The organism is Rubricoccus marinus (assembly GCF_002257665.1).
Classification (GTDB): Bacteria; Bacteroidota; Rhodothermia; order Rhodothermales; family Rubricoccaceae; genus Rubricoccus; species Rubricoccus marinus.
Genome location: NZ_MQWB01000001.1, coordinates 1,678,065 through 1,694,063, shown reverse-complemented (window position 1 = coordinate 1,694,063; position 15,999 = coordinate 1,678,065). Strand labels below are relative to the sequence as shown.

The following is a 15,999-nucleotide window of genomic DNA, read 5'->3' as shown; positions in this document are numbered from 1 at the left end:
TCGGGGCGCCTCTGGCGCAAGCGTAGAGGCGACAATCGTGTCGGGGGGGAGCCGCGCGACCACTCGCGCGGCGGAGATCTAAACGTTGGGAGTCGCCGGGACGGCTACGGGCCGCGCGGCTGCAGCGCCCGGGGCGATGCAACAGTCCGCGCCTCTGGCGCGCTGTCGAAAATCGCAGCGCTCGCGGCGTGCGAATCGCCAGAGGCCGGAGCCTGGAGAACGGCGGAGCCTGCGCCTGCGGCCGGGGAGACCGACGACGTACCGCCGGCGACCATCACCGCCAGTGGCGAGAGCGGTTCGGCGAGAAGCCACAGCGCCTCGCCTCCTAAGCGCGCGAGCACCTCGTCGGCGTCCTGGCCTGTGGCCGCGAAGTATGCGGAGAGGAACGCCTGCTCGGGGTTCGCCGCATGTTGCGACGCCGCCATCGCAATCTCGACCGCCTCGCGATGTCCCAGCGCGTTTGTCAACCGCTCCGTGGCCGCACCGCGCGCCGAGGCGGTAGGCGCCAGCGGCAGCACGAACCCGGCCAAGGCCAGGCACGCGATCAGGCGGCGGAGAAACGGGGATCGGAGGCCGTTCACAGGCGCAAAGGTACCGTAGCCTCTGGCGCGGGAGCCATCACACTCCTCTACCGCCTCCCCTCTTCACTTTGGCTCAACGCTTCCGTGACCTATCTGCTCGCCTTGGACCAAGGCACCACCTCGTGCCGCGCCATCCTGTTCGACGCCAGAGGCCGCGTGGTCCGAACCGCTCAGCAGCCTCTGACGCAGCACTTCCCGCGGCCCGGATGGGTGGAACACGACGCGATGGAAATCCGCGACCGGCAGTTCGCCGTCGCGCGCGAGGCGATGGGAGGCGTTGAGCCCGGCCAGATCGCCGGGCTGGGGATCACCAACCAGCGCGAGACGACGGTGGTGTGGGACCGCGCGACGGGCGAGCCGATCCACCGCGCGATCGTGTGGCAGGACCGGCGGACGGCCGAGATGTGCGCGCGCCTGCGCGACGAAGGGCTCGGTCCCCACGTCCGTCGCGTGACCGGCCTCCGGCTGGACCCGTACTTCTCGGGCACCAAGCTGGCCTGGCTCCTGGAAAACGTCGCCGGTGCCCGGGAACGAGCCGAACGAGGCGATCTCTTGTTCGGGACCGTAGATGCGTGGCTGGTCTGGTGGATGACCGGCGGACCCGACGGTGGGCGTCACCTCACCGATGTCACGAACGCGAGCCGCACCTTGCTGTGGGACCTCCGCCAGAAGCGATGGGACCCGCTGATGCTGGACGCGCTCGGGATACCGGAGGCGATGCTGCCTGACGTGACGCCGTGCGCGGCCGCTGTTGGAACGTGGAACGACATTGCAATAACGGGTATAGCAGGCGACCAGCACGCCGCGCTGTTCGGACAAGGCTGCCTCTCCTCTGGCGACGCCAAGTACACCCTTGGAACGGGCGGCTTCCTGCTGCTCAACACCGGCGAAACCGCCGTCGCATCTGACGCCGGCTTGCTGACCACGACGGCGTGGGACCTCGGCCATGGGCTGCAGTACGCCCTCGAAGGCAGCGTCTTCGTCGCCGGAGCCGCCGTGCAGTGGCTTGGCGAAGGCCTGGGCCTACTCGACGATTCCCGCGAGGTCGGGCCTCTGGCGGCGAGCGTCGAGAGCGCCGGCGGCGTCGTGTTCGTCCCCGCCTTTACCGGGCTCGGCGCGCCGACGTGGGACCCGGACGCCAGAGGCTCGCTGTTCGGCCTCACGCGCGGCACGACGGTGGCGCACATCGCGCGCGCCACGCTGGAGGGCATCGCGCACCAAACGGCCGACGTGCTGGAGTCCATGCAGTCCGACTCCGGACTCCTCCTGGACAGACTCCGCGTCGACGGCGGCGCGGCGTCCAACGACGTGCTCCTCCAGATTCACGCCGACCTGCTGGGCGTCTCCATCGAGCGGCCCGCGAACGTGGAGGCGACCGCCTGGGGCGCCGCCGCGCTCGCGGGCATCGGCGCGGGCGTCCTCTCCCCCGAGTCCATCGTGCCTCCCGCGCCAGAGGCCGTCTTCACGCCCACCCTCTCCGACGACGAGCGCCAGCGGCAACGCGGCCTCTGGCGCCAGGCCGTTGAACGTACGCGCGGGTGGGCAGCGCTCTAAGCGTCACCCACCCGCGGCGGTGTGGAAGCATGGCGACCACGCCAGAGGCTTACCGGTCGATCGTGAACACGAGCGTCGGGACGTACAGCCGGGACTGGCTGCCCGTCAGTTGCAGGAGCGCGCCGTAGGCCGTCGGCGAGGCGCGGCTCTCCTTGAGCACGATCTGCTGCTCGGCCGTGATCTCGCCTTCCCCCATCAGGTAGATGCCGCGGACGGAGCCGAAGCGCGTCTGCTCGGCCGTGTCCTCCAGCTCCGTCGCCAGCGTCCACGACTCCGGGTACGAGATGCGGATCGACTTGTTGGTGATGCGGTCGTAGTAGATCCGAATTGGGAGTTGCCGCTCGGTCACCTTTGTCTCGAACGCGCTCAGTGACGCGGGCGAGAGCAAGCCGCCGGTCCGGAAGATGACCTCCTCTGGCGTCACCGTCACCAGGTCCGGGATCGTGTAGCGCAGCACGAACGCCAGAGGCTGCCCGTAGGCGTCCAGCGCCTGGACCTCGTACTCGAAGTCCTCGATCTGGCCTTCGTTGTAGGTCAGCAGCTCACGGACTTCCTCCTCTTTCTCCTCGTCGGAGAGGTCCTCGAAGGACTTGCGGAGCTCGTACGCCGCGATGCCGCGAAGCGTCTTCGTTTCCTCTACGCGGATGATCCCGTCCTCGTCGATCTCGACCGCGTAATCCTCATCCACGGCGTAGGACTCGGCGTCCTGAGTCGGGACCTGGATGAACTCGGCGCCGCCTTCGGGCCGAATCACGATGGCGTCTGCCCCCTGGTAGAACTCGGGGATGTAGGTGATGGGCAGCCCCTCCACGAACGGGAACACGACGTACTGCCGGTCGGCGCTTTTCACACGCACCGCTGGCGTCGTGAACTGCGTGCCGGAGATAAAGCTTCTATCGAAGTAGCCTTCGTTCGCGGGGTGGATGATGATAAAGTCCGCGTCCAGGCCCACCTCGGCGAGCATGGCCTGGGCGAGAGACGTTTGCAAGAGGCTGTTGCCCTTGCGTTCGCGCATCACGCTTGCAAGGTCGTCGGCGTCCCCGCCGACCTCGATGTTGTTCTGGATCCAGCTCACGATGGACGCCACCTTGGCCGAGTCGGACTCCAGGCCTCTGGCGAGAGACTGTGCCTGCTCTTCCACCTCGCGGAAGCGGCGGCCCCGGTCGAACGCGTATTCCCCGTACCGCTTCGTGAGCTCCTCCCACGACTTCTCGGTCTCGTACAGAGGCTTGTCTCCAGGGAAGTACGGGTTCGCGATCTCCGTCACCTGCATCTCCAGGTACGAGGCGATCTCCTTGAAGAACGGCGAGTACGGCTCGTCTGGGAAGCCGGCGAGATCGCGGCCCTTAAACGTGACGACGGTGCGTCCGTCGTAGCTATTGCGGTCCAGTTCGTAGGGCGGAATCTGGCGCGGCCCAACCTGCTTGATCTTGAGAGCCCAGTTCGTGGGGAAGACGTACTGGAACGCGAAGTTCTTGACCGGCACGTAGAGCTGCAGCGGCGCGTCGATGTAGAGTGGCGGCGTGTAGTCCTTGGCCAGTTCGCGGTTGGTGCGAAACGACTCCTCGATCACCGTCCCGCGCTCGACGGCCGGGTAGGCAAACTTGTACACGACCCGGCCGTCGTCGACTTCGCGAATCAGGTCGTCCTCGCTGTACGTCAGCACCTCGCCAGAGGGCGACGTAGACCGGAGCATGATGCCGTCCAGCCTCTCGCGCGGCGCGAGGTTGACGCGAAACGTCGTAAACGTTTCCTCGTCGGCGTCCAGAATCACGTACTGACGCCGGATGTCCTCGACGTAGATCCAGCGGTCGCTCTCCGGAATGAGGAAAACGTGCTCCAGGGTCTGCTCGAAGTCGAAGTAGTACGCCGGCTCGCCCGGGTACTGTTCGGAGAGCGCATCGACGTCAAAGGACGCGATGGCCGGCATCTCATCGAACGGGCGCTGCGTGAGGTCGGTGCGGAAGGAGGAGAGGTAATCGACGCCCGTGCAGCCGGAGAGGCTGATCAGGAGCGCGAGGGTGAGGAGTCGGCGGATCATTCGTCGGAGGGTGACCGGAAGGTGATGACATCTCTCCGGGCCCCCAGGTAGGCATCGGCGAGTGAGAGGTAGGCGGCGCGGTCCTCCCCGTTGAACCGCTTGGTGCGCTGCCCGAAGCTGTACTCCACGACGGAGCCCTCCGCCAGAGGCTCGGCGCGCGCCTCGAACCACACGGGGCCTCTGGCGTCGCCGAACGTGGTGTCGGTGCTGTCGGGCTGCCACGCGCCGGAGACATCGAGGCGGAGGCGGACGTTGGGGCGGTCCGCGGTGCGGATCTGGAGCGCGTCCTCGCGCCGCTCGGTCACGTCGGGATCGATGGCGCGGAAGGGCGTCAGCGGGAGGTAGCGCTTGGTGGGGGACGCGATGACGAACTGCGAGAGGTCGGCGCGGGAGCGGTACTCGCGGGAGCGCGGCGACTCGGAGACGAACTCCAGGCCGCTCAAGCGGATCTTGGTCAGCAGGTCGCCCGCGACGGCCGAGAGCGCGTTGCGCGCGTCGGTCTCGGTGCTCCGCGCCTCGATCGCACGGACCATTTCGAGCAGCGTGCCCCGGACGGTCAGTTCGGCGCCAGAGGCCTCTGGCGCGTCCAGGTCCACGCTCAGGCGGAGGTCCAGCGTGGGGTCCGTGCTGGGGCTCTCGACGAACAAGCGTTCGGCGCCGTCGGGGCCCATGCGGAGCGCGAGGCCGTCGATGTCGCTCTCGGGCAGGTCCCCGAATGAGAGGTACGGGTTGGTCGGGTCGAAGTAGGTCCGCGTGCCGTCGTCGTGCTCGAAGGAGCAAATGACGTGGTTATACAGCGTGAGGTGCACGTCCTCGAACTCCGGCTCGGGCTCGGTCGAGATCAGGACGGGATCGACCTGGAGGCCGAGCGATTTGGCGAGTGCGGAGATCAGAAACGCGCGGTCCTTGCAGTCGCCGTAGGAGCGCTCCATGACCAGATCCGGCGCGCGGGGCACGAACGCGCCCGCGTCGCGCTCGTCGGCGATGTAGCGGATGGACCGGCGGACGTAGTCGTGGAATGAGGCGACCGTGGCCGAATCGCTCTGGCTTTCCATGCCTTTCGCGACGGGCAGGATCGTAGCCGGGACCGGGTGCTGGGTCAGCGTCGCGTACCACGCCGCGAACTCGTCCGGCGCCGTCGGGGTCAGCGCCAGAGGCCCCTTGCGCACGTCGAGCATGACGAAGGCGTGGACGCCGTTGTGCGCGAAGAGCGGGAGGTCGTCCAGTGGCTTCAGGTCCCGGAACGTGAGGCGGGTGCCTCTGGCGGTGGTCGAGATCTCGTGCGGGACCTCTCCGCGGGGCGCCTCGATGCGGAACTCCACCTGAACCGTGCTCGGGTGCTCCACGTCGATCACGTACTCCGCGAGCCGGTCGATGCTCGGGACGCGAAGGATGGGGACGTAGGCGGCGGAGAGGTACGTGCGCCGGTATGAGTACGCCATCACGTCTCCCGGCTTGGGCGCCTCGGGCAGCGAGATCTGGTGGTACGTGCCGCTGGAGAGGAACACGTCCGCGCTCTCCGGTCGGATCTTCTGGATCGCGTCGCCACGCAGGCGCGAGCCGTTCAGCTCGGCTCGGAGTCCCTGGATGGGGCCGAAGTACTGCTCGAAGGCGCCGAACTCCCTCCAGCCCGTGGATCGAGGCGAGAGGTAGCGCACCTCTACCTCAGCGCGTTCCGTCACGTTCTCTGGACTCTCACCGAACACGAACGTGCGCCGCTCGGTGTACGCGACGTCTTGCGCCGCCAGAGGCCCGGCGAGAAGGAGCGCGGCGATCACAAGGGCGATTTGGCCCAACTCTTTGAAGGTCATGCAAGTAGCAGGACCTATCGGAATGCCTGCGGTACGGGGAGACACTCCAAGGTAGCGAACTGCGCACAGCTCAGCGCGAGGTTACCCCGTCATGTGCCACCAAACTCGCCTACACGGAGACCTGATCCAGGGGGACGACGAGGTGCGGACGGCCACGGCCGTGCATGGCGTCGCGAAGACCGTAGGCGAGCGTGATGGCGACAAGCGCCAGCGGCGCGTTGCCAGTCACGAGCCCTATCGCGTCTTCCACCTGGGAGGCCATCGCGGCGAGGTCCGCGTCAGGCACGTGCGCCACGAACTTGCGGATCGCCTCGGTCTGGTCCACGTTGACGAGCGGCGCGGCGTCGCCAGAGGCGCGGGCGAGGACGAGGTCTCGGATCCAGCTGTGGACGAGTCCCAGCCAGGCTTTCGCGCCCTCGCGCCCCAGCCCGGAAACCTTGTCCACGATGGGCATCAAGCCGCCCGCCCGCCCGAGGTACGACTGCCGCACAAAATCGACGGCGAGCCCGCGGAGCTCGCCCAGTTCCTCGCTGCCGACAAGCTGACGCGCTCGCGTGTAGGACCCGTTGGCCATGCGCGCCGCCACGCCAGAGGCGGACGCGGAGACGCCCTCGCGCGTTTGCAGCGCCCTCTCGATGGCCTCTGGCGCCAGAGGATCAAAGCGCACGCGCTGGCACCGTGAGACGATGGTGGGCAGGACGGTATCCAGCCGCTCGGCGACGAGCACGAGCACGACGCGCGGCGCGGGCTCCTCCAGCAGCTTGAGGATGGAGTTGGCGGCTTCCTTTCGGATGCGGTCCGCGTCGGTGAGGATACCTACGACGTGGCGCCCCTCGACGGGGTGCTTGGTCATGTCGGGCCGGAACACCTGTTCGATGGGCAACCGGCGGTGCTCGACCTGTTTGTTGCTCGGCGCGTCGCCGTCCAGCTTGGCACGGCTGCGGTAGTCGTACGCCCCGTGCGGGTCGGTGCCGACAAGCCGGACGCGCTCGGCGTAGTCGGTCGGGCGGTCGTCCTTGGGAGCTTTGCTGGTGCGCGGGAACGGCAGGTAGAGCCGCACGTCCGGATGGAGCATCCGCGCCACTTTGGTGCAAGGCAGACACGTGCCACAGGCATCACCGACGGGGCCTCCGGGCGTGCCGCGCCGCTCGCACTGGAGCGCCTGCGCGAAGGCCATTGCGGTCGCGAGTTTTCCCGTCCCGGCCGGGCCGTGGAAGAGCACAGCGTGGGGGATCCGCTCACTCGCGAGCGCGCGCTGGAGCGCGTCGGTCGCGCGGTCTTGGTCGATGATCTGGCTCCAGGGCATAGGCTCTCCACCGGAGGAGGCAGGTGGCCTCTGGCGGGGGCGGAAACTACCGCCGGGCTCCGTGACGGGGCCGAACGCGCGGCCGGCCTCTGGCGCCAGAGGCTAGAGCCAACTGGGGAGCGCGCTTCGCCTCTGGCGACGGATCGCGGCGACGGCGGCGCTGCACTCGCGAAGCGCGGGACGGCTCCGCTTCTCGCCACTGAGCACGGCGCGGAGGTCGCGGTGGGAACGATCGTAGCCGGCAGCGCTCAGGGCGAGGACGAGATCGCGGAGGGTGATGCGCGCGTCGTCGCCAGAGGCGCGCATATCGTGTTGAATGCGGTGGCGCACCGCGTCGTATCGTGCGATCTCACCCCGGTTGAACGGCCGTGCCATTGTGAAAGGGTTCGGTGGCAGTTCTGCCCAATACTTGTTATGCCGCTTCACACGACATGCGAGAGAGACGGAGCGCGGTCCGCGTACGTGACGCTTGCTGTCGTCGTGGGTGCCATCAACGTCGTCGGACTCTACGGGCTCGCTGTCGTGAGTCTGTTCACCATATCCCACGCCGAGGGATCTGCGACGTACGAGAGCGTGACAGCCTCTGGCGCGCTGCTCAGCTTCCTGTTCGGACGGCTCCCCTCCGTGCTCGTGTACTCAGCGCTGATCGCGGGAGTCACTCTGCTGCTATCGAACATCAGCACAGCGCCACGCTCCACTGTCCGAAGAATCGCCGCCGTGCAGTTCGGGGCTTGCATCGTGATCTCTGTGGCACTCCGCTTTCTCTCTCTGCTCTGAACTCCGCCTGGCCGCGCCAGCGGCATAACCCGCGCTTGCAGGCCGACAGCACGCCCCGGCCTCGGCGGTCTCGCCAGAGGCCTTTGGCGCGGCGGCCGTACGTTGCGCGTCTTACCACTTGCGCTCGCTGCGTGCTGCGGCTGAAGCGCAACCTGTTCTGCGGCCTCGTTACCTCTGTAGAGAATGGCAAAACGGAAAGTGATTGGGCCGTGCGCTTTGTGTCAGCACGAGCGCAAGCTCTGTCGGTCTCACGTCCTGCCAGAGTTCATGTACGCCAAGTCGTACGACGAGAACGGGACGTTCATCTCGCTTTCGAGCCACCCGCAGCGCAAACCTCGCCCGTTTCAAGTCGGCGCCAGGGAGCACATGTTGTGCTCTGAATGCGAAGGACGGCTCAGCGTTTACGAGGCCTACTCCGCAGACCTGCTCAGATCAATCGACGCAATTCCGTACCAAGGCCAGAAGGGGGCCGAGGTGGAATACGACTATCATCGCTTCAAGCTGTTCGGCCTCTCGCTACTGTGGCGCTCACACGTATCTCGGTTGCACGATTATCAGCGCTTCTCAGTCGGCCCGCTGGCGGAGGACATGCGCCGGATGCTCCTTGCTGACGATCCCGGCTCCGCTAGGATGTGCCCCTTCACTGCCGCCCGCTTTGTCGGCTCGGAGGCCGCTCAGCATACGATCCACGTCCCTGTGAACCTCAAGCTGAATGGGCAGCATGTGGTCTTCTTCCCAGCGTTCGGATATCAGTGGCTCTTCGTCACTTCAAGGCGAAGCCACTCGATCCCTGACTCTTGGCCCCTGGTAGGCTTCACGGACAAGTTGGTCGTTCCGTTCGAGCCGACAACCGACGCGCGGTTCATGGCTTGGCTGAAGAGCAAAATGACTCCAGACCTACTCAACTAGGGTTGTGCACGTGGGCCGCAGAACCCACCGCAGCAGGCCTCAGCGAACAGGGACCGCGCTCGGCTTGCGAGGCCTCACCGCCTTCGCCGCCAGAGGCCTCTGGCGCCAGCGCCTACCGCTCTACCCGCCCCCGCCCGGCCGTCGCCTCGATGAACTGCGCCGCCAGAGGCCCCGCCTCGGAGCGGCGCACCGCGAGGACCAGCGCGCCGCCGCTGGCGGAATAGACCTGGTCCGCGATCTCGGCGTCGAACGCCTGAGCCGTACGCATGGCCGCCGAGGTGTCGTCGAACGCGAAGTGGAGCGTGACCGGCACGCGGATGGTGACTCTGCGGATGAGACGCTCCGCTGCTGCCGTCTCCAGCGCGAGCGCCGCCGCCTCGCCGTAGGCCCGCGCGAGGCCTCCCGCTCCCAGCTTAGTCCCGCCGTAGTAGCGCGTCACCACGACGACCGTATTCGTCAGGCCGCGCCCCTCGATCTCTTGTAGAATCGGACGGCCGCCCGTCCCGTTGGGCTCGCCGTCGTCGTTTGCCCGCCACGTCTCCCCCGCTTCGCCCAGTCGGTATGCCCAACACCAGTGCCGCGCGGCGTGCTCGCGCTTCCGCATCGTCTCCACGGCTGCCAGTGCCTCCTCCTCCGAGGCCGCTGGCGCGGCGTACCCGATAAAGCGCGAGCCCTTGGACTTGGGAGGCTCGGCCTCGGTAGCGGATCGGAGCGTGCGGTACGTGTCGGCCATGGCCTAAGGTCGGCACGCATCAGGGGCGGCGCGAGACCGCCAGAGGCCTCTGGCGCCACGGCGGCGGTTTGCACTCATTCTTTCGCGGAGGATGCGTACTGCGGGTGTTTCTTAGGCCGCCTTCTGCCTCGGCCTCCATGCTGTTCCTGCTTGGTTTTCTCCTTTTTACGGCCTCCCCTTTTAGCCCCGACGTGCCGCGCGTTGCGGCGGCGCCAGCGGCCGACATGTCCGTGGATGGGACGTTGAATGAGGCGGCGTGGGAGGCGGCCGCGCCCGCGACGGGCTTTGTACAGTTCGAGCCAACCGAGGGAGCGCCGGCCTCTCAGCAGACGCGCGTCCGCGTGCTCTACGCAGCCGACGCGCTGTACATCGGGGCTGAGATGCTGGACAGCCGCCCGGACCTCGTGCGCCAGACGCTCAGCCGGCGTGACGACCGCGGCAACGCTGACGCCTTCACGGTCGGCATCGACAGCTACAACGACGGGCGCACGGCGCGGCTGTTCGGCGTGACGGCCGCTGGCGTGCAGTTCGACGCCATCCTGGAAGGCGACGACGAAGACGACTCCTGGGATGCCGTCTGGGCATCCGGCGTGCGCGTCACACCGACCGGGTGGACGGCCGAGCTCCGCATCCCGTACTCGCAGCTTCGCTTCTCGGGCCGCGAGACCTCGTGGGGCATCAACTTCGTCCGCGAAGTCCCGCGTCTGGGCGAGGAGTCCTACTGGTCGCCGTTCAGCCGCGAGCAGGCGGACTCCGGCATCGTGCAGTTCTTCGGGCAACTGGACGGCATCGCGGGCGTCCGGCCGCGGCGGCTCGTGCAGGCCGTGCCGTACACGCTGGCCTCTGGCGCCAGAGGCGAGGACCCCGCCCGCCTGGGCCGCCCGGCCTACGACGCGGGGTTCGACACGGGCGCGGACTTTAAGATCGGCCTGACGCCGAGCGTCATCCTGGACGCGACGATCAACCCGGACTTCGGGCAGGTAGAGGCCGATCCGGCCGAACTCAACCTCTCCACCTTCGAGACCTTCTTTTCCGAGCGCCGCCCGTTTTTCCTGGAGGGCACGCAAATCTTCGACAACGGGTTCTCGCGCGATGGCGCCCTCGTCTACACCCGCCGGATCGGCGGTGCGTCGCCACTTATCGCGGCGACGAAACTCACGGGACGCACCGCCAGAGGCCTCTCATTCGGCGGCCTCGCGGCGGCCACCGGCGAGGACTTCGACCCCACCCGCTTCTACGGCGTCGCCCGTCTGCGCCAGGAGATCGGGGAGCAGAACTACGTCGGGGCCACCGGCTCCGTTTTCGACGCCACGCGCGGCCAGGGCGGCGCTCGAAGCGCGGTCGGCGCCGTGGACTGGCGCTACCGCGTCGGCCGGGACGACGCCTACCAGGCCGAGGGCGTGCTCGCGGGGTCGCTCCGCGACGATGGGGCCTCTGGCGAGAACGGCTTCGCGCTCTACGTCGGCTTCGACCAGGTCAAGGGCTATAGCCGCTTCGGCTCCGGCTTCCGCGTGTACTCGCCGGGCTTCCAGTTGAACGATGTCGGCCGCTTCCGCGAGACGGACCGCGTGGCCGTAAACGGCGCCCTGATCCAGCTCTGGAACGAAGGCAACCCGTTCGGCCCCTTCCAGCGCCTGAACACGTTTCTGTTCTCGTCCGCCGCGTGGACCTACTCGGACGGCGTGTTCCGCGGCGCCGATGCCGGTCTCAGCTCCAGCGGCGAGCTGAAGGGGTTCCGAGACGTCAGCTTCAACCTCAGCCTCGATGGCCTCGGCGGGCTGGACGTGCGCGAGACGCGTGGGCTGGGCCCCATCCAGAACCTCGCGAGCCTCAGCGCCAGCGGCTCCATCTCCACCGACACGCGCCGCAACCTCGTCGCGGAGTTCGGCCTCAGCGGCCGCGTAGATCGTGAAGGCGGGTACACGATCGGCCCCGAGGCCGACATCGACTGGACGGCCAGCGACCGCGTCCAGTTCAGGCTTTCGGCGGAGGTCGGCTCCTCGCAAGGCCTCCGCGCCTGGGCGGCCAATGAAGGGTTCGTGCGCACCGGCGACGGACGCCTGTACATCGGCAATGAGGCCTCGAACCCCTCCGCGTTCACCGCTGCAGACGTGTTCGACACGGGCCTCTCGTCTACAGACGCGACGGCCCTGCTAGACGGCTTTACTCCGATCCCCGGCCTGGCCGGTATTCCCAACGCCGTCGGCTACTACGCGCCCCTGTTCGGCCGCCGGGACTACCGCTCGGGAGATCTGACGCTGCGTACGACCGTCATCTTCAGGCCGACGATCTCGCTCCAACTCTACAGCCAGTTGTTCGCCGCCAGAGGCCAGTACCGGGACTTCCAGCTTCTGGCGGCGGAAGACGAGTTGCGGGACTTCGGGGCGTATCCCAAGCGCCGCGACTTTTCCTTCGCGTCCTTCAATGCCAACGCCGTCTTTCGCTGGGAGTACCGCCCGGGCTCGTCCCTGTTCGTCGTCTGGCAGCGCGGCATGGACGACGACCTCTTCGAAGAGGTCCGGCGCGACGGGTCCGGTCCCTCACCATTCGAGCGCGACGCGCTCGGCCAGGTCGGCGACCTTTTCGGCCGGTTCGCGGACGACATCGTGCTCGTCAAGCTGAGCTACCTCCTCTCGCGCTGAGCCCGTCAGCGCTGAGATCAACGCACTGGGACCATCGAGCGAGGCCTCTGGTGCCAGAGGCCTGGTAAACAGAACGGGAAACGCCAGAGGCCTCTGGCGTCACCCCTGAATCTCGGTCACGAGTTGGATCTCGCGGAGGATGCCCTGCACGCGGAAGCACTCCTCAAAGGAGCCCTCGTAGACCCTACTCTTGCCCTCCGTGTGCACGCGCCATGCGTGCTGCTCGGCCTCTTGCGCGGAGCAGTTCGTCGCGAGCACGAGTTGCACGATGACCTCCTCGAACGTGTGGATGTCGTCATCGAAGAGGATCACACGCCAGGGGTTGTCAAGCCGCGTGTCGACCGCGTCTTCGACGAGGACCTCCGTGTCTGTCGCCAACCGGGGCATTGCTACGCTACCAGTTCGAGTGCGTGGACGCTTTCGACCTCAAAGTCCTCCATTACCGCGTTCGCCAGAAGCGTTTCGCAAGCTTTGGTGGCCGCCTCGCGCGCTTCCTGCTCGGAGTCCGCGTTGATCGTCAGCACGAACCGCTTGCCGGTGCGAACGCTCTCGATAGCGGTCTGCCCCAGCGAGTCCAGCGCGGACTGGATGGCTTTGCCCTGCGGGTCGAGAATGGAAGGCCGAAGCGTGACGTGGACGGTAGCGCGGTACATCGAACTGCGTAAAAGGGTGGGCTGGAAACTACGGTTCGGCCTCGACCGGAACCGCCTCGGCGTCCGGGTCCTGGGTCGCGACGCGGTAGACCCATCCCAACGTTTTGCCCAGCCCAATGGCGAGGTACACGAGCGCTGAGATCAACAGGCCCACCTCCTGAAATACGATGCCCAAGACGAGCGCGAGCCCGAACAGTAAGAACCGTCCTCGATACTCCCTGAGGTTGGACGGCGACGGCTGGGGAAGCGCCGGAAACCGGACCGGCGACACCATCAGCGCAGACAACACCAGCACGAGGGTGATCAACACCGAGATCTGGGGCCTCGCGAGGACGTTGAACCACTGCGCGTCGTAAAAGGTGAGAATGAACACCACTACGGTGCCAGCCTGCGCCGGGATAGGTAGTCCGATGAACTCGGAGGACTTCTCGCCAGAGGACGCGAGGGTGTTGAACTTCGCGAGTCGCACGGCGCCGAACAGCGCGGGCAGGCTCGCCAGGAGCGCGCCCCACATCGGACCGAGTTGGTTCAACCCGAACTCGTAGAGCAGGAAGCTCGGGGCCACGCCAAACGAGACCACGTCCGAGAGGCTGTCCAACTCGACTCCGAACTCGCTCGACACGCCCGCCAATCGGGCCATGATGCCGTCGAAGAGGTCGAAAAAGGCGCCCAGGACCACGAGCCAGGCGGCCGCCTCCAAGTTGCCATTCGACGTCTGGATAATGGAGAAGAACCCCGCGAGGAGGTTCATGAGCGTGAAGAAGCTCGGCACCGCAGCACGCGCGCGTTGCCTCTGGCGTCCGGTTCGGCCCGACCGGCGGGCTCGGATGATGGGGCTGCGTACTCGTTTCTCGCTCATCGTTTCAGCCACGTTGAATCTGGCGCCAGAGGCCCAGTCACGAACAGGGTGACGAACAACATCGCGGCGGATGCGGCAACGTAGGCTACACGGAGGAGTATTCGGAGCACGGCGGAAGTAGAGGTCCTCTTCCATAGACCCCCACCATGCCCCAGCGTTCCATACGCAAACGAGGGGCCCGCACATCTGTGCGAGCCCCTCGGAACTGCCCTTGACGCGAGAACACCGGATCGCCTCGGCGGCTCGCGCCGCAGAGACCAGTGCTCTCTCTCCCGCCCGAAACGTGCAGAGCACGTGCAAGCGGTGACGGAATGACGCAAAATCAACCCGTCGTCAGACGTGCAAACATGCTCGCCTTCTGGGCCGAAGCCCGTCAGGAATGCGTCACGCTCTAGGAGCCGGGCGCGTCTCCATGCGGACGAATCCGCGCAGAGGAATCCCGTCTCGTACTCCAGCGGTGGAACTCCGTGATCGGTCAGAGACCAAGAGGCGGAGCGCCGATAGGTGCTGGTTCAAGTCGTGGCGCACGAGTATGCCCTCATGCTGCCTGGAGAGTCAGTCGCGTCAAGGAACGTGATCCGTTCGGCGGGGCGTCGGGCTGTCTAGGCCACCGGCTGCGTCGCGGTCACATCACCAAGAAACAGCGAACGCGAGATGCAGTCAAGGTGAACTTATCCAGATGTTAACACAGACAGCGCAGTTGCTCAGCCTCCTCCTCTGGCGCAACGTGAGCCAACTCCCCCTAGCCCGTGCGAGACAACGCAACCTCTAGAACGCGGAAGAGCCCGACCGGGGCCGGGCTCTTCGGATCGCGACTGATGCGCACGGGATCGCTCCCTTGTGCGCAGCGGCAGCATGAGGTACGGCCAAGCTAGAAGCCTCTGGCGCCAGAGGCAAGCCGTATAACGGACGTACAGAGCCAGAGACGCCGAAGCATCTCGTACATGGTTGTTGCAATAACGGCACAAGCTGCCGACCGATCTTCCCTCTCCCCTTTCTCCGAACCCATGCGCTCTCTCGCCCTCATTTTGGTACTCGCCCTCGCAGGGTGCACCTCGGGTCCCTCGACCCCTGAGGTGACCACCGCCGCAGACTCCCTCGCGATGGAGCTCATTGACGCTAGCGGCGGGTGGGACGCGTGGAGCGACCTCCCACTGCTCCGATTCGACTGGGCGTTTGAGCGCGACTCGGTCGAGATGTTCAAGGCGCGGCACCTCTGGGACCGACGGGAAGACCGGGCGCGTGTCGAGTGGAGCGTCGGCGAGGACTCGACGGCCGTCGTCATCCTGGACCTTGCCGCGTCCGCAGCAGGCGAGGCCTCTGGCGCTGCGTACGTCAACGGCGAGGTCTCCCCCCCCGCAGACAGCCTGCTCGCGGCCGGCTACACCCGCTTTATCAACGACACGTACTGGCTTCTGGCGCCGCTCAAGGTCATGGACCCCGGCGTGAACCGCTCGCTCGCGCCCGACTCCGCCAGAGGCGACAACCGCGTTCTCGCGCTCTCGTTCGGCGACGTCGGCCTCACGCCGGGCGACCGCTACTGGCTACGCGTCGGCCCCGACGGGGCGATACGCGGATGGACGTACGTGCTCGAAGGCGACACGAACGTGACGACGTGGGACTGGGGCAGCCCGCAGCCTCTGGCGTCGCCCAGCGGAACGTTGACGTTCATGACGCGAAAGAGCAAGGCCGATGGCGCCGCCATCGTGACGACCGCCTTCGAGGACGCGCCAGCCGACGCGTGGACCTCTCCCCTTCCGATCCTCCAATGAGCCGCTCCTGGTTTCTCGCGACCCCTCTGCCCGACTCCCTCTCCGAAGACGGGCGCGAGACCATCCGCGTTCTCCGCAGCTCGGCGCCAGAGGCCGAGAAATCGGACCGGGCCTTCGCGTTTATTCACGCCTCGGTTCAGCACTCGATGGACCACCACTTCAACGGGCCTCTGGCGGACCTCGGCGTCGGCGCGATCACGAGAAAGACGCTCGGCGTCGCGCTGGACCTCGCGGTTAAGGGCATGAAGAGGCCGATGCGCAAGATCCTCGACGGCATGGACGCGGCCCAACTCGCGGGCGTCGCCGACGCGATCGAAGAGCGGCTGTACCCCGATCCCCACGGCTGAACCGGCGCGAGCCT

15 protein-coding genes are annotated in these 15,999 nt (G+C 66.9%); 6 read left to right on the top strand and 9 right to left on the bottom strand.

Going from position 1 to position 15,999, the window contains the following annotated elements; genetic code table 11:
• Positions 1-104 precede the first annotated feature (104 nt).
• On the bottom strand, positions 105-581 hold the full coding sequence (locus BSZ36_RS07040) for a hypothetical protein (protein ID WP_245837471.1): 477 nt from the start codon (positions 579-581) through the stop codon (positions 105-107).
• An 84-nt stretch (positions 582-665) separates the two neighbouring features.
• On the opposite strand from BSZ36_RS07040, the gene glpK reads away from it, so the two are divergent.
• The gene (glpK, locus tag BSZ36_RS07035; protein ID WP_245837470.1) at positions 666-2,135 is read left to right on the top strand and encodes a glycerol kinase GlpK; all 1,470 of its coding nucleotides are present in this window, start codon (positions 666-668) and stop codon (positions 2,133-2,135) included.
• A gap of 49 nt (positions 2,136-2,184) precedes the next feature.
• On the opposite strand, the gene BSZ36_RS07030 is transcribed toward glpK, so the two are convergent.
• From BSZ36_RS07030 to BSZ36_RS07015, 4 genes are all read right to left on the bottom strand, one after another.
• Positions 2,185-4,176: a transglutaminase-like domain-containing protein gene (locus BSZ36_RS07030; RefSeq protein ID WP_094547315.1), complete on the bottom strand. Its 1,992-nt coding sequence runs from the start codon at positions 4,174-4,176 to the stop codon at positions 2,185-2,187.
• Positions 4,173-5,987 (bottom strand): transglutaminase-like domain-containing protein, encoded by a 1,815-nt coding sequence (locus tag BSZ36_RS07025; protein WP_094547313.1) that lies wholly within the window; start codon positions 5,985-5,987, stop codon positions 4,173-4,175. The genes BSZ36_RS07030 and BSZ36_RS07025 overlap by 4 nt, the downstream gene beginning before the upstream one ends.
• 109 nt (positions 5,988-6,096) lie before the next feature.
• Entirely contained in the window at positions 6,097-7,293 is a 1,197-nt protein-coding gene (locus tag BSZ36_RS07020; RefSeq protein ID WP_094547311.1) for a DNA polymerase III subunit, read from the bottom strand.
• Positions 7,294-7,395: 102 nt separating this feature from the next.
• Entirely contained in the window at positions 7,396-7,668 is a 273-nt protein-coding gene (locus tag BSZ36_RS07015) for a hypothetical protein (RefSeq protein WP_094547309.1), read from the bottom strand.
• 87 nt (positions 7,669-7,755) lie between these two features.
• Between BSZ36_RS07015 and BSZ36_RS07010 the strand changes: the two genes are divergently transcribed.
• Positions 7,756-8,070 carry a hypothetical protein gene (locus BSZ36_RS07010; RefSeq protein WP_143536794.1) on the top strand — a complete coding sequence of 105 codons (315 nt, stop codon included), beginning with the start codon at positions 7,756-7,758 and terminating at the stop codon, positions 8,068-8,070.
• A 267-nt stretch (positions 8,071-8,337) separates the two neighbouring features.
• Positions 8,338-8,979: a hypothetical protein gene (locus BSZ36_RS07005; RefSeq protein ID WP_094547305.1), complete on the top strand. Its 642-nt coding sequence runs from the start codon at positions 8,338-8,340 to the stop codon at positions 8,977-8,979.
• Between the two features lie 112 nt (positions 8,980-9,091).
• On the opposite strand, the gene BSZ36_RS07000 is transcribed toward BSZ36_RS07005, so the two are convergent.
• A complete protein-coding gene (locus tag BSZ36_RS07000; RefSeq protein ID WP_094547303.1) occupies positions 9,092-9,712 on the bottom strand; it encodes an IMPACT family protein in 621 nt (206 codons plus the stop codon).
• Positions 9,713-9,849: 137 nt separating this feature from the next.
• Here BSZ36_RS07000 and BSZ36_RS06995 point away from each other — a divergent pair, with 137 nt between their 5' ends.
• Positions 9,850-12,354, top strand: a complete 2,505-nt coding sequence (locus BSZ36_RS06995; RefSeq protein WP_094547301.1) for a DUF5916 domain-containing protein — start codon at positions 9,850-9,852, stop codon at positions 12,352-12,354.
• A 99-nt stretch (positions 12,355-12,453) separates the two neighbouring features.
• Here BSZ36_RS06995 and BSZ36_RS06990 read toward each other — a convergent pair whose 3' ends face one another.
• The 3 genes from BSZ36_RS06990 to pssA are packed head-to-tail and all read right to left on the bottom strand — an operon-like array spanning position 12,454 to position 13,866.
• Positions 12,454-12,741, bottom strand: a complete 288-nt coding sequence (locus BSZ36_RS06990; RefSeq protein ID WP_094547299.1) for an ATP-dependent Clp protease adaptor ClpS — start codon at positions 12,739-12,741, stop codon at positions 12,454-12,456.
• Positions 12,742-12,743: 2 nt separating this feature from the next.
• On the bottom strand, positions 12,744-13,007 hold the full coding sequence (purS, locus tag BSZ36_RS06985; protein WP_094547297.1) for a phosphoribosylformylglycinamidine synthase subunit PurS: 264 nt from the start codon (positions 13,005-13,007) through the stop codon (positions 12,744-12,746).
• A 28-nt stretch (positions 13,008-13,035) separates the two neighbouring features.
• Positions 13,036-13,866: a CDP-diacylglycerol--serine O-phosphatidyltransferase gene (gene pssA / locus BSZ36_RS06980; RefSeq protein WP_094547295.1), complete on the bottom strand. Its 831-nt coding sequence runs from the start codon at positions 13,864-13,866 to the stop codon at positions 13,036-13,038.
• Between the two features lie 1,007 nt (positions 13,867-14,873).
• Between pssA and BSZ36_RS06975 the strand changes: the two genes are divergently transcribed.
• Together BSZ36_RS06975 and BSZ36_RS06970 are read left to right on the top strand one after the other, a co-directional pair.
• Positions 14,874-15,638 (top strand): hypothetical protein, encoded by a 765-nt coding sequence (locus BSZ36_RS06975; protein WP_094547293.1) that lies wholly within the window; start codon positions 14,874-14,876, stop codon positions 15,636-15,638.
• Positions 15,635-15,985 carry a hypothetical protein gene (locus BSZ36_RS06970; protein ID WP_094547291.1) on the top strand — a complete coding sequence of 117 codons (351 nt, stop codon included), beginning with the start codon at positions 15,635-15,637 and terminating at the stop codon, positions 15,983-15,985. The genes BSZ36_RS06975 and BSZ36_RS06970 overlap by 4 nt, the downstream gene beginning before the upstream one ends.
• The last annotated feature ends 14 nt before the right edge of the window (positions 15,986-15,999 follow it).

Coding starts and splice junctions, on each gene's coding strand:
- BSZ36_RS07025 (WP_094547313.1), bottom strand. CDS start 5,987: ATGACCTTCAAAGAGTTGGGCCAAATCGCCCTTGTGATCGCCGCGCTC.
- BSZ36_RS07000 (WP_094547303.1), bottom strand. CDS start 9,712: ATGGCCGACACGTACCGCACGCTCCGATCCGCTACCGAGGCCGAGCCT.
- BSZ36_RS07005 (WP_094547305.1), top strand. CDS start 8,338: ATGTACGCCAAGTCGTACGACGAGAACGGGACGTTCATCTCGCTTTCG.
- purS (WP_094547297.1), bottom strand. CDS start 13,007: ATGTACCGCGCTACCGTCCACGTCACGCTTCGGCCTTCCATTCTCGAC.
- BSZ36_RS06970 (WP_094547291.1), top strand. CDS start 15,635: ATGAGCCGCTCCTGGTTTCTCGCGACCCCTCTGCCCGACTCCCTCTCC.
- pssA (WP_094547295.1), bottom strand. CDS start 13,866: ATGAGCGAGAAACGAGTACGCAGCCCCATCATCCGAGCCCGCCGGTCG.
- BSZ36_RS06995 (WP_094547301.1), top strand. CDS start 9,850: ATGCTGTTCCTGCTTGGTTTTCTCCTTTTTACGGCCTCCCCTTTTAGC.
- BSZ36_RS06975 (WP_094547293.1), top strand. CDS start 14,874: ATGCGCTCTCTCGCCCTCATTTTGGTACTCGCCCTCGCAGGGTGCACC.
- BSZ36_RS07030 (WP_094547315.1), bottom strand. CDS start 4,176: ATGATCCGCCGACTCCTCACCCTCGCGCTCCTGATCAGCCTCTCCGGC.
- BSZ36_RS07015 (WP_094547309.1), bottom strand. CDS start 7,668: ATGGCACGGCCGTTCAACCGGGGTGAGATCGCACGATACGACGCGGTG.
- BSZ36_RS07020 (WP_094547311.1), bottom strand. CDS start 7,293: ATGCCCTGGAGCCAGATCATCGACCAAGACCGCGCGACCGACGCGCTC.
- BSZ36_RS06990 (WP_094547299.1), bottom strand. CDS start 12,741: ATGCCCCGGTTGGCGACAGACACGGAGGTCCTCGTCGAAGACGCGGTC.